Origin of the sequence: Actinopolyspora lacussalsi (assembly GCA_030803735.1) — a bacterium.
GTDB classification, from domain to species: Bacteria; Actinomycetota; Actinomycetes; order Mycobacteriales; family Pseudonocardiaceae; genus Actinopolyspora; species Actinopolyspora lacussalsi.
The window spans coordinates 4,897,778-4,911,094 of the sequence record JAURUC010000001.1; the positions used below are offsets into that span (position 1 = coordinate 4,897,778).

9 protein-coding genes are annotated in these 13,317 nt (G+C 69.5%); 8 read left to right on the forward strand and 1 reads right to left on the reverse strand.

Annotated features, from left to right (window positions below; all coding sequences use genetic code 11):
* Nucleotides 1-1,182: a THUMP-like domain-containing protein gene (locus J2S53_RS21905; protein WP_456242571.1), complete on the forward strand. Its 1,182-nt coding sequence runs from the start codon at nt 1-3 to the stop codon at nt 1,180-1,182.
* A 120-nt stretch (nt 1,183-1,302) separates the two neighbouring features.
* Nucleotides 1,303-5,262, forward strand: a complete 3,960-nt coding sequence (gene hrpA / locus J2S53_RS21910; RefSeq protein WP_456242572.1) for an ATP-dependent RNA helicase HrpA — start codon at nt 1,303-1,305, stop codon at nt 5,260-5,262.
* 428 nt (nt 5,263-5,690) lie between these two features.
* Here hrpA and J2S53_RS21915 read toward each other — a convergent pair whose 3' ends face one another.
* Nucleotides 5,691-6,530: a DegV family protein gene (locus tag J2S53_RS21915; protein ID WP_456242573.1), complete on the reverse strand. Its 840-nt coding sequence runs from the start codon at nt 6,528-6,530 to the stop codon at nt 5,691-5,693.
* 291 nt (nt 6,531-6,821) lie between these two features.
* Here J2S53_RS21915 and J2S53_RS21920 point away from each other — a divergent pair, with 291 nt between their 5' ends.
* The 6 genes from J2S53_RS21920 (at nt 6,822) to J2S53_RS21945 (ending at nt 13,315) form a co-directional block, all read left to right on the forward strand.
* Nucleotides 6,822-7,604, forward strand: a complete 783-nt coding sequence (locus J2S53_RS21920) for an electron transfer flavoprotein subunit beta/FixA family protein (protein WP_456242574.1) — start codon at nt 6,822-6,824, stop codon at nt 7,602-7,604.
* Nucleotides 7,605-7,772: 168 nt separating this feature from the next.
* On the forward strand, nt 7,773-8,732 hold the full coding sequence (locus tag J2S53_RS21925; RefSeq protein ID WP_092923786.1) for an electron transfer flavoprotein subunit alpha/FixB family protein: 960 nt from the start codon (nt 7,773-7,775) through the stop codon (nt 8,730-8,732).
* A 186-nt stretch (nt 8,733-8,918) separates the two neighbouring features.
* The gene (locus tag J2S53_RS21930; protein ID WP_456242575.1) at nt 8,919-9,704 is read left to right on the forward strand and encodes a GNAT family N-acetyltransferase; all 786 of its coding nucleotides are present in this window, start codon (nt 8,919-8,921) and stop codon (nt 9,702-9,704) included.
* On the forward strand, nt 9,701-10,777 hold the full coding sequence (locus tag J2S53_RS21935) for a lysophospholipid acyltransferase family protein (protein ID WP_456242576.1): 1,077 nt from the start codon (nt 9,701-9,703) through the stop codon (nt 10,775-10,777). The genes J2S53_RS21930 and J2S53_RS21935 overlap by 4 nt, the downstream gene beginning before the upstream one ends.
* Complete coding sequence (locus tag J2S53_RS21940; protein WP_456242577.1) at nt 10,692-12,095, forward strand: MFS transporter; 1,404 nt, start codon at nt 10,692-10,694, stop codon at nt 12,093-12,095. Before J2S53_RS21935 ends, J2S53_RS21940 begins: the two co-directional genes overlap by 86 nt.
* Entirely contained in the window at nt 12,092-13,315 is a 1,224-nt protein-coding gene (locus J2S53_RS21945) for a cysteine desulfurase family protein (RefSeq protein ID WP_456242578.1), read from the forward strand. The genes J2S53_RS21940 and J2S53_RS21945 overlap by 4 nt, the downstream gene beginning before the upstream one ends.
* Nucleotides 13,316-13,317 lie beyond the last annotated feature (2 nt).

A 13,317-nucleotide genomic window follows, 5' to 3' on the forward strand; every position in this document is an offset into this window, starting at 1 on the left:
GTGGCATACCGGTTCGACCCCTCCGACGTCGCGTTTCTGCGTTCCGCATCGGGACGGCAGGCGTTGGAACGGGTCGCGCGACTCCCGCTGACCGACTCCTCCCGCCTGGCGGACACGGCAGCCGCCCGGGAGGTGGCGGGCGAGCGGTACGCCGCGGCGGTGCTGGAGACCGTCGCGCTGCGTCGCAGGGCCGCCGCCAAGCTGCGCGACGCCGCGGACTGGCTGTTCACCGACACCGCGTTGCAGCAGGCCACCACCGGTTCGGTAGCCGCGCACCGCGCCGCCCGGCTGATGGGCAGGGACGTGCACGACGTCACCTGTTCCATCGGGGCGGATCTCGCGGAGATCGCGCCGCTCGCCCGGAGCCTCGTCGGTTCCGATCGCGACGAGGTGCGGCTCCGCATGGCCCGCGGCAACCTGGCGGCGCGCGGTGTGGAACCGATGCTGGTGCGGGCGGACGCACTACGACCGGTGACCACGGCGACAACGGTGGTCGCCGACCCGGGCCGCCGCGACGGCGCGGGACGCAGGAAGTGGAGCCCGGAGGATCTGGAACCGCCGTTGCGGGAGCTGGTCGAGACCTACCGGGACCGCGACCTGGTCGTGAAGTGCGCGCCCGGACTGGATTTCGAGGCGGTGCCGGAACGGGCAGAGATCGAGCTGGTCTCGCTGGCCGGGCAGGTGCGTGAGGCGTCGCTGTGGTTCGGCGGCCTGGCCGAACCGGGGGTTCGTCGCGGAGCCACCCTGCTCGACGAGGCGGGCGGGACGAAGCTCCGCCTCACCGACGCCGAACCGGACGACTGCCCGGAGCGGTCGATCGGGGATTGGCTGGTGGATCCGGACGGCGCCGTCGTGCGCGCCGGGCTGGTGCGGCAGTACGCCGCCCGCTACGGCCTGGGGCAGCTCGACCACCGCATCGCCTACCTGACCGGCGAGACACCACCGCCGGGCGTGCGGGCGTTCCGAGTGCTGGAGCACGGCAAGTACAACGAGAAGAGCCTGCGCGCGCTGCTGCGCGGCCACGGCGTCGGGCGGCTGGAGATTCTGGTCCGCGGCCTGGACGTGGATCCGGACGCCCTGCGCCGGAGGCTCAAGCTCTCCGGCGACGAGGCGGCCACCGTGGTGCTCACCCGCGTGGGCAGAACCCCCACGGCGATACTGTGCCGCGCGGAGACGGGCTGATACCGCCCCCGCTTCCGCCCGGCTCCCTTCCGCTCGGCGCGGCCGTCGTCGGGCCGGTCAGGTGTGATTCGTGAAGCACGGCGGCGTGCCGCCCGCCGGGATCTCTATCCTGGAGAGAGTATGGCCACTGCACCCGTTCCGCCCTCGCTGTCCGAGCTCCGCGACCGCCTCGACGAACTCATGCCGCAGGACCACCGGCGGCTGCGGCGGCGCATCGAAGGTGCGCACAAGATCCGCGACCAGGAGGCGTTGCGCGGCGTCGCGTCCGAGATCTCGGACGACATCACGGCCGCGCACGAGCGCGTCACCCGCCGCAAGGAGCAGGTTCCCGAGATCAGCTATCCCGCGGAGCTTCCCGTCACCGGGCGGCGGGAGGACCTGATGAGCGCGATCCGGGACAACCAGGTGGTCATCGTCGCCGGGGAGACCGGTTCGGGCAAGACGACGCAGCTGCCGAAGATGTGCCTGGAACTGGGCCGCGGCGTATTCGGTTCGATCGGTCACACCCAGCCGCGCAGGCTCGCCGCGCGCACCGTCGCCGAACGGATCGCCACCGAACTCGACGTCGAGGTCGGCGACGCGGTCGGATACCAGGTTCGGTTCACCGAACGCGCCGACGAGGACACCCTGGTCAAGCAGATGACCGACGGCATCCTGCTCGCGGAGATCCAACGGGACAGGCTGCTGCGGCGCTACGACACGCTGATCATCGACGAGGCCCACGAACGCAGCCTCAACATCGATTTCATCCTCGGCTACGTCAAGCAGATCCTGCCCAAGCGCCCCGACCTCAAGGTGATCATCACCTCGGCGACCATCGACCCGGAGCGGTTCTCCCGGCACTTCGACGACGCGCCGATCGTGGAGGTCTCCGGCCGCACCTATCCCGTCGAGGTGCGGTACCGGCCGCTGGTCGACGACTCCGACGAGCTCGAGGACGTCGAGCGCGACCAGATCACGGCCATCGGCGACGCGGTGGACGAGCTGTGCGCCGAGGGCCCCGGCGACATCCTGGTCTTCCTCAGCGGTGAGCGGGAGATCCGCGACGCCGCGGAGGCGCTGGAACAGCGCAAACCGCCTCGAACCGAGGTGCTTCCGCTGTACGCGCGGCTGTCCTCGGCCGAACAGCAGCGCGTTTTCCAGCGGCACTCCACGCGGCGCATCGTGCTCGCCACCAACGTCGCCGAGACCTCGTTGACCGTGCCGGGCATCAAGTACGTCATCGATCCCGGCACCGCGCGGATATCCCGCTACAGCTTCCGGACCAGGGTCCAGCGACTGCCCATCGAGCCCGTCTCGCAGGCTTCGGCCAACCAGCGCAAGGGACGCTGCGGTCGCGAGTCCGAGGGGATCTGCGTCCGGCTGTACTCCGAGGAGGACTTCCTGGCCCGGCAGGAGTTCACCGATCCGGAGATCCTGCGCACGAACCTCGCCTCGGTGATCCTGCGGATGACCTCGCTGGGGCTGGGCGAGGTGGCCTCGTTCCCGTTCGTGGAACCCCCCGACCGGCGGCAGATCACCGACGGGGTGAACCTGCTGCACGAGTTGGGGGCGCTGGAGCAGTCCACCAAGCGGGGCAAGCAGGACAACCAGCGGCTGACCAAGGTCGGCTCGAAGCTGGCGCAGCTGCCGATCGACCCGAGGCTGGCCAGGATGATCGTCGAGGCCGAGACGAACGGGTGCGTGCACGAGACGATGGTCGTGGCGGCCGGACTGTCGATCCAGGACCCCAGGGAACGTCCCGCGGAGCACCAGCAGGCCGCCGATCAGCAGCACGCCAGGTTCAACAACAAGCAGTCCGACTTCCTTGCCTACCTCAATCTCTGGCAGTACCTGCGTGAGCAGCGCAAGGAGCTCTCCGGCAACCAGTTCCGGCGAATGTGCCGCAACGAGTACCTGAACTACATCCGGGTGCGGGAGTGGCAGGACCTCTACAGCCAGCTGCGGCAGATGGTCAACTCGCTCGACATCTCGATCAACGACGAACCCGCCGACGAGGACCGGGTGCACCAGTCGTTGCTGGCCGGACTGCTCTCGCACATCGGGTTGAAGGACACCGAGCGCAAGTCCGGCTCCAACCGCCGTTCCGGCACCGAGTACCTCGGCGCGCGGGGTGCGAAGTTCGCGATCTTCCCCGGCTCGGCGCTGTTCAAGAAACAGCCGCAGTGGGTCATGGCGGCCGAACTGGTGGAGACCTCCAGGCTCTGGGCGCGCACCGTCGCGAAGGTGGAACCCGCCTGGATCGAGCGGCTGGCGGGGCACCTGGTCAAGCGGCACTACAGCGAGCCGCACTGGGAGAAGGACAAGGGCGCGGTGATGGCCTATGAACGAGTGACGCTCTACGGCGTTCCGCTCGTGGCGGGCCGCAAGGTCAACTACGGCCGCGTCGAACCCGAACTCTGCCGCGAGCTGTTCATCCGGCACGCACTGGTCGAGGGCGACTGGGACACCCGCCACGAGTTCTTCCACACCAACCGCAAGCTGCTCGCGGAGGTCGAGGAACTGGAACAGCGCGCCCGACGCCGCGACATCGTCGTGGACGACGACGCGCTCTACGACTTCTACGACCAGCGGGTCGGTGCCGAGGTGGTTTCCGCCCGCCACTTCGACACCTGGTGGAAGAAGGTCCGGCGCCAGCAGCCCGACCTGCTCACCTTCCCGAGGTCGTTGCTGTTCAACGAGACCTCCGCGAGCGTGACCGACACCGACTACCCGGACTTCTGGCAGCAGGGCAGGCACCGGCTGCGGCTGAGCTACCAGTTCGAGCCCGGCAGTGACGCCGACGGGGTGACCGTGCACGTGCCGGTGGCCGTGCTCAACCAGCTCAGCCCCGCCGGTTTCGACTGGCAGATCCCCGGGCTCCGGGAGGAACTGGTCACGGCGCTGCTCAAGGCACTGCCCAAGCAGTGGCGACGTGAGTTCGTGCCGGTTCCCGACCACGTCAGGGCGCTGCTCGCGCGGCTGCGACCGTACGACGGTCCGCTGCTCGAAGCGCTGTCCACCGAGCTGCGTCGCATGACCGGGGTCAACGTTCCGCTCGACGCCTGGGATCCGCGGCGGATTCCCGACCACCTGCGGATGACCTTCCGAGTGGTGGAGGGCGACGAGCACAGCGGCGAGGAACGCATCCTCGCCGAGGGCAAGGACCTCGAGGAACTCTCCGAACGACTGCGCCCCAGACTGCGGGCAGAGATATCGGCGGCGGCGGAAAGCATCGAACGGCACGGGATGCGGGAGTGGGACTTCGGCAAGATTCCCGGCACTTTCGAGCGGCAACGGCACGGTCAGGTGGTCAAGGCCTACCCGGCGTTGGTCGACGAGGGTGACAGCGTAGGCATTCGAGCTTTCGACACGGTCGCCGAACAACGCGACCAGCAACGTCGTGGCGCCCGTCGAATGGTGCTGCTGAACCTGCCCTCGCCGGTGAAGTTCCTGCGGCGGCAGCTGACGAACTCGGCGAAGCTGGTGTTCGGCCGTAGTCCGCACGGGGATCCCGAGACCCTCTTCGAGGACTGCATCGCCTGTGCCGCGGACGCGCTCATCGACCGAGCCGGGGGAGTGCCCGCGGACCAGGATGCCTTCGACACCGTGGTGCGGCAGGTGCGTGAGGGGCTGAACGAGACCTCCGCGCGAGTGCTGTCCACCGTGGAGCAGGTGCTTACCACCCAACAGCGGGTCGAGGCCGAACTGGACGGCACACGCTCGCTTTCCGCCGACGCCGCTGCGGACATCCGCACCCAGCTGTCCAACCTGATCTACCCCGGTTTCGTCACCGACACGGGGTGGTGGCGGTTGGCCGACCTGCGGCGCTACCTCGAAGCCGTCTCCTACCGGTTGCGCAAGGTCGCGCAGCATCCCGGCCGGGATCGCGATCTGATGGAACGGGTACGCGGCGTGGAACAGCGCTACCAGGAGATGCTCGACTCCGTGGGTGAGGGCAAACCGGTGGGCGAGCAGCTCTGGTCGATCGGTTGGATGATCGAAGAACTGCGGGTGAGTTTCTTCGCGCAGGAACTGGGAACGCCGCACTCGGTATCCGAGAAGCGGATACACCGGGCCATGGACAAGCTCCAACCCTGAGGCGCTTTGACCGCTCGGCGTCCTGCGTGGCGGCGCGGGTGGCGGAACCTCGCGCACGGCTCTCGCTCCGGGAGGCCCGACATCGAGTAGCCACCTACGCCACGTCGGGCCTTCCTCGCGAGAGCCGTACCGGAGAACCCGCGGCGGTGCCGACTGCGGGAGTGGTGGGGGTTCGCCCTGCGTTGATGGTGGGGGCTCGGCTTTCGGGCCACCAGCGCCGACGAGTAGCCTCACTCCCACCACTTCCGCAGGCCGAGCCCCGACCACCCTCGCAGCAGGACCGACCGCGGGTTCTCCGGGGAGTGCCTCGCGAGGACGGCCCCGGCGTTGTGTAGGTCGCTACCCGATGTCGGGGCGCCCGCAGCGAGGCGCCCCCGGAGGTTCCGCCACGCAACCACCTACGCGGGGTGAGAGACCAAACTTCGGCCTCACGCGGGTGTGATCGTGATTCCTACGGCTCCGGGGCCCGCATGCGCGCCGATGATCGCGCTGGTCTCCTCCAGCAGCGGTTCCCGCTGCGGTGACAACCCGCGGTTGAGCTTTTCCAGCACCCACTTGGCGCGTTCGGGGGCCTGAAAGTGCTCCGTGGCGAAGTCGACCCTTCCGGACTCCGTCCGTGTCGCCTGCTCCACTGCCTTGCGCAGCACCCGTTCCGGCCCGATTCCCTTGGTCAGCTCGTGCAGTTGGCCGTCGCGCATCACCAGCAGTGGTTTGATCGACAGCGCCCGCGCGAGGGTGGCCTGCCCACCGCTGACCCGTCCGCTGCGCCGCAGGTACTCCAGGGTGTCGACGTAGACCATCTCCGTGGTGCCGTTCAGCCGCCGGTGCAGCAGGTCCAGCACCGCGTGCACGTCGGCTCCCCGTGCGGCCGCCTCGGCCGCGGCGATCACCGGCAGGCCGAATCCCAGTCCGCACATTCCGGAGTCGATCACGTGCACCGGCACGCTGACCTCGGCCGCCGCGGCGCGTGCCGCTTCACAGGTTGCCGAGAGCCCACTGGAAAGGTGCACCGAGACGATCGCCTCGACGCCCTCGCTGACGGCGTCCGCGTAGTTCCAGAAGAAAGCGGGGGCCGGCGGAGCGGCGGTGGTCACCGTTAGTCCCGATCGCATCGCCTCGGCGAGTCTGTCGTGCGGGACGCGTCGTTCGTCGTCGCTTTCCCCGTCGATGGTCAGGTCCAGCTGCACGACCGTGATGCCCAGCTCCTCGGCCAGACCGGCGGGGATCGATGCGGTGGAGTCCGTAACGATGGCGACGCGTCGATTCATGCTTTCAGGCTAGCGTTGATCACCTTTTCGTATGAATGCCCCGTATTGGGGGAGTCGCACGTGGTCGCCCCGCTGTTCGGTGCCCCGCCGTGGAAAGCCGCCGCGGAGTGAGTACCGTCACCCTCGTATCCGGGTTACGCTGGGGCTACCGGCCGGTAACATCCATGGTGGTTGGCGTCACTGTGCTTTTCACGGGGCTACGTGGCAAGGTCAACCTTCCCGGGGACATGCCGCGCCGGGACTACTCAGCCAGGAAGCCGTCAACAGTCCGCAGGAGGTCGGAGAGGGCCCATGAATATTGTCGTCCTGGTGAAGCAGGTGCCGGACACGTGGTCCGAGCGCAAGTTGTCCGACTCGGACCACACGTTGGATCGGGCATCCGCCGATGTGGTGTTGGATGAGATCAACGAGCGGGCCGTTGAGGAGGCGTTGCTGGCCAAGGAGGCCCACGGCGGTGAGGTGACCGTGCTGTGCATGGGCCCCGATGGTGCGTCCGACGCGATCCGCAAGGCGTTGTCGATGGGTGCGGACAAGGCCGTGCACCTCACGGATGAGGCGCTGCACGGTACCGACGCGGTCGGTACGGCCAAGGCGCTGGCCAAGGTGGTCGGCACGCTGGATTCGGTGGACATGATCATCGCCGGTAACGAGTCCACGGACGGACGCAGCGGTGCCGTTCCCGCGATGCTGGCCGAACTGCTGGGCTGGCCGCAGCTCACCTACGCCCGCTCGCTGTCGGTCGACGGATCGACGGTCTCGATCGAACGCGAGACCGACGCCGGGGTGACCAGTGTGCGCGCCGAGCTCCCCACCGTTGTCAGCGTCACCGAGAAGATCAACGAGCCGCGGTACCCCTCGTTCAAGGGCATCATGGCCGCGAAGAAGAAGCCGGTTTCCACACTGGCGCTGGCCGACGCCGGTATCGAGGCCGAGGAGGTCGGACTGTCCGGCGCGCTGACGCAGATGGTCTCCTCCGCGCCCGCGCCGCCGAAGGAAGCAGGCCAGCAGGTCACCGACGAGGGCGACGGCGGCACCCGCATCGTCGAGTTCCTGTCGGGCAAGAACCTCGTCTGAGGTTCCTCACCGCAAGGGGATTCGGCTCCGCCGGGTTCCGGCCGGGTGCCGCGTTCCGGCACTCGCACGACGATCCTCGGCCGTTCGCGCGGTTGGTCGTGACGAGTCCGGAGCGTTTCGAGTCGTGGTGTGTTTCGGCTTCGGTCGCGTTTGAGAAGGGCGTTATCCATGTCTGAGGTTTTGGTCCTCGTCGACCACGCGGGTGGCGAGGTCAAGAAGGTTACGTACGAGATGCTCACGGTGGCCCGCCGACTCGGCGAGCCCGCCGCTGTGGTCACCGGTGGCCCCGGTGCCACCGACAAGATCGCCGATGCGTTGGCTTCGGCCGGTGCCGCCAAGGTTTACACGGCGGAATCGGCCGACATCGACAACTACCTGGTCACGCCGCAGGTCGACGTGCTGTCGAGCCTCGTCGAGCGCGTCTCCCCCGCGGCGGTGCTGCTGGCGGCCAGCGTCGACGGCAAGGAGATCGCGGGCCGGCTGGCGGTACGTACCGGCAGCGGGTTGCTGTCCGAGGTCGCCGACATCGATTCCGACGGGGTGGCCGACTACTCGCTGTTCGGCGGGTCGTACCAGGCAAGGGCCAAGGCCGCTTCCGGTGCTCCGGTGGTGTCGATGCTGCCGGGCAGCGTCGAGCCGGAGACGCTGGACGGCGGCGGTGCGCGCGAATCCGTCGAGGTTCCGGGCACCGACGCGGGCAAGTCCGGTGCCGTCACCGGCAGGCAGCCCGCGGAATCGGGGGACCGTCCCGAGCTGACCGAGGCCAACGTAGTGGTTTCGGGTGGCCGTGGTGTCGGCAGTGCGGAGAGCTTCGAGGTGATCGAGAAGCTCGCGGATTCCCTCGGCGCCGCCGTCGGTGCCTCGCGTGCCGCGGTCGACTCGGGTTACTACCCCGCACAGTTCCAGGTCGGTCAGACCGGCAAGACGGTCTCCCCGCAGCTCTACCTCGCGTTGGGGATCTCCGGTGCCATCCAGCACCGCGCCGGGATGCAGACCTCCAAGACCATCGTGGCCGTCAACAAGGACGCCGAGGCACCGATCTTCGAGATCGCCGACTTCGGTGTCGTCGGTGACCTGTTCAAGGTGGCCCCGCAGTTGACCGAGGAGGTCGGCAACCGCAAGGGCTGACGACCGCTCGTTCCACGGTGTCCTCGGGGGCGGAAGAGACCGGCCGGTCTCTTCCGCCCCCGAACGCTGTCGGTCCCGCTCCCGAGCTCCGGCGGGCCTCGGGTACCCGTCATTCACCCGAAGTTCTCGTTACGTCCGTCCGGTGCCACTGTCGGTGGTCGCACGCCTCCGGCTACATCTGCGGACATGGCCGAAACAGCGCGATCCGATGCCACGTTGCTGGCCGTCACCGACGGGCGGGACCGGAGCGGGGCCGATCGCTACTCATTGCTTCTGACCAGGGAACCAGCCGAGATTCGAGCCGCCCAGCGGTTGCGCCACCGGGTGTTCGCCACGGAGATGGGGGCCCTGGTCCACCAGGACGAGGACGGGACCGAGACCGACCGTTTCGACGAGTTCTGCGATCACCTCGTGGTGCGAGCGCCACGCTCGGGCGAGATCGTCGGCACCTATCGGATGCTGCCGCCCCGGCACGCCCTCCCCGCGGGGCGGCTCTACTCCGACGACGAGTTCGACCTCACCGCCTTGGCGCCGCTGCGCTCGGACCTGGTGGAAACCGGGCGTTCCTGTGTGCATCCTGAGCACCGCACCGGGGCGGTGATAGGTCTGATCTGGGCCGGTATCGCTCGTTACCTGCTGCTGCACGGCCATCGTTGGCTCGCGGGGTGCGCCTCGGTGTCGCTGCGGGACGGCGGAACATCGGCCGCCGGCGTTTGGCAGACGGTTCGCCGCCGCCACTACGCCTCCCGCTCCCACCGGGTTCGGCCCTATCGGCCCTGGCCCACCCGAGTCGTGCCCGCTCCGGATCGTGTCCGGTTGCCACCGCTGCTGCGCGGGTACCTGCGGTTGGGAGCCCGAGTGTGCGGCCCGCCCGCCCACGACCCGGAGTTCGGCGTCGCGGACTTCTTCGTACTGCTGGACTCGCACGAGATCGACCGGCGATACCTCGACCGCTTCCTGGGGGAGTCGTGAACGGGGCCGACACCTGGACACCGAACTCGCCGTGCGACACGCACTGCCTGCCCCACCGGCGGACGCTGCCCCGCGCCACGTTCGCCTGCCGACTCCGCCGGGTGCTGGCGGTGGCGGTGCTGCTGCTGTACGGGGTGCTGCTCGCCTCGGCGATGCCGGTGCTGTCCGAAAGCCTGCGTCGCACCGCCGCCCGAACGTGGTTCACCGGCGTTCTCGCCGCCCTCGGTGTGCGGCTGCGAGTGCGCGGAGTTCCGCCATCCCGGGCGGGGGAGTGCGCGGGAGCGCTGGTGGTGTCCAACCACGTGTCCTGGTTGGACGTGCTCGCGCTGCAGGCGGTGTGTCCCATGCGCCTGTTGGCCAAGGCCGAGGTGCGCGACTGGCCGTTGCTCGGGATGCTCGCGGTGCGTGCGGGGACGCTGTTCATCGACAGGAACCGTCCCAGCGGGCTTCCCGCCGCGATCGGTTCCGTCACCGAGGCGCTGCGCCACGGCCACGTGGTCGGTGCGTTCCCGGAAGGCACGACCCGTTGCGGTCGTGCGTCCGGGCGGTACCGTCCCGCCGTCTTCCAGGCGGCGTTGGAGGCGGGCGCCCCGGTACGGCCCGTGGCACTGCGGTACGAACTGGCGAGCGGTGAACCCACCACCGTCGCCGCGTTCCTCGGCGAGGACACCCTGCTGGGTTCGCTGCGCGAGGTGCTGGCGGTGCGTGGCCTCGTCGTGGAGCTGATCCCGCTGCCGTCCCCCGGTGCCACGGCCACCGCTTGGCCGGTGCGGTTCGACCGCGGGCGCGCTTCGGTCGCACTCGGCGCTTCCGCGAGTGATCCGGGACGGCCGGGAATCAGCGACTACGCCGCCGTACTGCGCGACAATCCCGCCGCACGGCGGGAGCTGGCCTCCTACTGCGCCCGGGTCGTCACCGAAGCGTGTGAGCCACGTCCCGCCGGAAACCACTGGACTTGCACCGCGGTGGAAGTCGCAGCATCGTGCGGTGACCGATCGGAACGACCCCCGCGAAACGACCGCCGCGACGGACCCGGAGCCCGAGAGTCCACTGTGGGCACCGCGGTACCGTAACTTCACCATCGGCCTGCTGCTGGTGGTCACGCTGGTCGCCTTCGAGGCGATGGGGGTGGCGACGGCACTGCCCACCATAGCCTCCGAACTGGACGGACAGCGGTGGTACTCCTGGGCGTTCACCCTGTTCATGGCCGCCAGCGCGGTCGGGACCGTCTTCGCGGGCCGACTCGCCGACCGGCGCGGGCCCGCACTGCCGCTGCTGCTCGCGCTGCCACTGTTCGCGGCGGGGCTACTGCTCGCCGGATCGGCTCAGAACATGTTCGTGCTGCTGCTCGCCCGTGCCATGCAGGGACTGGGTGGCGGCAGCGTCGCCGTGCCGCTGTACGTGATGATCGCCAGGGTCTATCCCCGGCGGCACCACCCCAGGGCATTCGGCGCGATGTCCGCGGCCTGGGTTCTTCCCTCACTGCTCGGACCCGCACTGGCGGGGTTGATCACCGAACAGCTGCACTGGCGGTGGGTCTTTCTCGGGCTGGCACCGTTCGTGCTGCTCGGGGCAGTGCTGCTCGTTCCCACCATCCGGCGCGCCGGGAGCGGCCCCGAGGCGTTGCCCACGGCAAGACCGGGGCTGGTGCCCGCGGCGCTCGGCGCCGGGCTCGCCACGGTGGTGCTCAACTGGAGCGCCGACCACCCCTCGGTGCTCTCGGCGGTCCTCGGCGTGGCGGCGATCGCCTCGCTGTGGGGTTGCGTGCGGGTCCTGCTGCCCACCGGGACGCTCTCGGCACGCCCGGGCATCCCGGTCATGGTGCTGGCGCGCGGGCTGCTGGCCGGTGTCTTCTTCACCGCGGAGGCATTCATCCCGCTGGTGCTGACCGTCGTGCACGGCTATTCGGCGATGTTGGCCGGAATTCCGCTGACCGTGGCCTCGCTGGGCTGGTCGTTGGGCTCGTTCTGGCAGGGCAGGCAGGGGCGCTTCAGCAGGGAGCACCTGGTGGCGTCCGGATTCGTGCTGGTGGTCGTGGGCGTGCTCGGCGTGGCGCTGCTGGCCCCGGAATGGGGATCGGACCGGGCGATCTTCGTGTTCTGGTCGATCGCGGGTGCCGGTATGGGGATATCCGTCGCCAGCACGGCGGTACGGGTGCTGGGGCTCTCGGACCAGGCCGAGCGAGGGTTCAACTCGGCCGCGTTGCAGATCTCCGACATGCTCGGGCAGGCACTGCTGGTCGGCTTGGGAGGGGCGCTGGTGAACCTGCTGGCCAGCACCCGGGAGCCGACCCTGGGGGTGGTCGTGCTCGCGGGGCTGCTGATGCTGACGGGCTCGCTGGGTGCGCGCCTGGTGGCGCGTTCCCGAGGGATTATCCTGGACGGGCGATGACGTACCTGGACCACGCGGCAACCACCCCGATGCGTGCGGGCGCGATCGAGGTCATGACCGAAGCGCTCGCCACGCTGGGCAACGCCTCGTCCCTGCACACCTCCGGCAGACGAGCTCGTCGTGCCGTGGAGGAGTCCCGCGAGGACATCGCGGCCGCCCTCGGCGCTCGCCCCTCCGAGGTGCTGTTCACCGGTGGCGGCACCGAGAGCGACAACCTCGCGGTGAAGGGCATCTTCTGGGGCCGCAGGGACGCCGATCCGCGGCGTCGTCGGGTGCTCGCTTCCGCCGTGGAGCATCACGCGGTGCTCGACACCGTGGAGTGGCTGGCCGAGCACGAGGGGGCCGAGGTCACCTGGCTGGAGGTCGACTCGTACGGCAGGGTGACTCCCGAAGTGCTGGAGGAGGCGGTTCGTCGGGCCCCGGACGAGGTCGCGCTCGCCACCGTGATGTGGGCCAACAACGAGGTCGGCACGGTCAACCCGATCCCGGAGCTGGCGGAGGTGGCCGTCCGATACGGCATACCGCTGCACACCGACGCCGTCCAGGCCGTGGAGACGCTGCCCGTGGACTTCGAGTCCTCCGGGGTGTCGGCGCTGACGATGACCGGGCACAAGATCGGTGGTCCCTACGGCGTCGGGGTGCTGGTGCTGGGCAGGGACGTCACCTGCACGCCGCTGCTGCACGGGGGAGGGCAGGAGCGCGAGGTCCGTTCCGGCACGCTGGACACACCGGCCGTGCTGGCCCTTGCCAGTGCGCTGCGCGAGGCGGTCGAGCGCCGGGAGCACCACGCGGCGGAGCTCGCGGCCCTGCGCGACGAACTCGTCGAGGGGGTGCGTTCGACGGTGCCGGACGCGGTGCTCAACGGCGATCCGGGTACCGTCGAGGGCGGCCGGTTGCCGGGGAACGCGCACTTCACCTTCCCCGGCTGTGAAGGGGACAGCCTGTTGATGCTGCTCGACGCCAACGGCATCGAGTGCTCCACCGGATCCGCGTGCACCGCCGGTGTCGCCGAACCCAGCCACGTATTGTTGGCGATGGGCGCCGACGTGCGGGTCGCCCGGGGATCGTTGCGGCTCTCGCTCGGACACGACTCGACCCGCGAGGACGTCCGTGCGTTCCTGGACGCGCTGGAACCGGCCGTGCGGCGGGCCCGTGGCGCAGGGCTCTCCGGTTTGAGCAAGACTTCGGTGGAATCGGCCACCGCGCCTACGGAGGTGTGAGG

Bases quoted from the DNA above. Each gene is read 5' to 3' on its own strand.
- hrpA (WP_456242572.1), top strand. From the start codon at position 1,303: ATGGCCACTGCACCCGTTCCGCCCTCGCTGTCCGAGCTCCGCGACCGC.
- J2S53_RS21915 (WP_456242573.1), bottom strand. From the start codon at position 6,530: ATGAATCGACGCGTCGCCATCGTTACGGACTCCACCGCATCGATCCCC.
- J2S53_RS21920 (WP_456242574.1), top strand. From the start codon at position 6,822: ATGAATATTGTCGTCCTGGTGAAGCAGGTGCCGGACACGTGGTCCGAG.
- J2S53_RS21925 (WP_092923786.1), top strand. From the start codon at position 7,773: ATGTCTGAGGTTTTGGTCCTCGTCGACCACGCGGGTGGCGAGGTCAAG.
- J2S53_RS21930 (WP_456242575.1), top strand. From the start codon at position 8,919: ATGGCCGAAACAGCGCGATCCGATGCCACGTTGCTGGCCGTCACCGAC.
- J2S53_RS21945 (WP_456242578.1), top strand. From the start codon at position 12,092: ATGACGTACCTGGACCACGCGGCAACCACCCCGATGCGTGCGGGCGCG.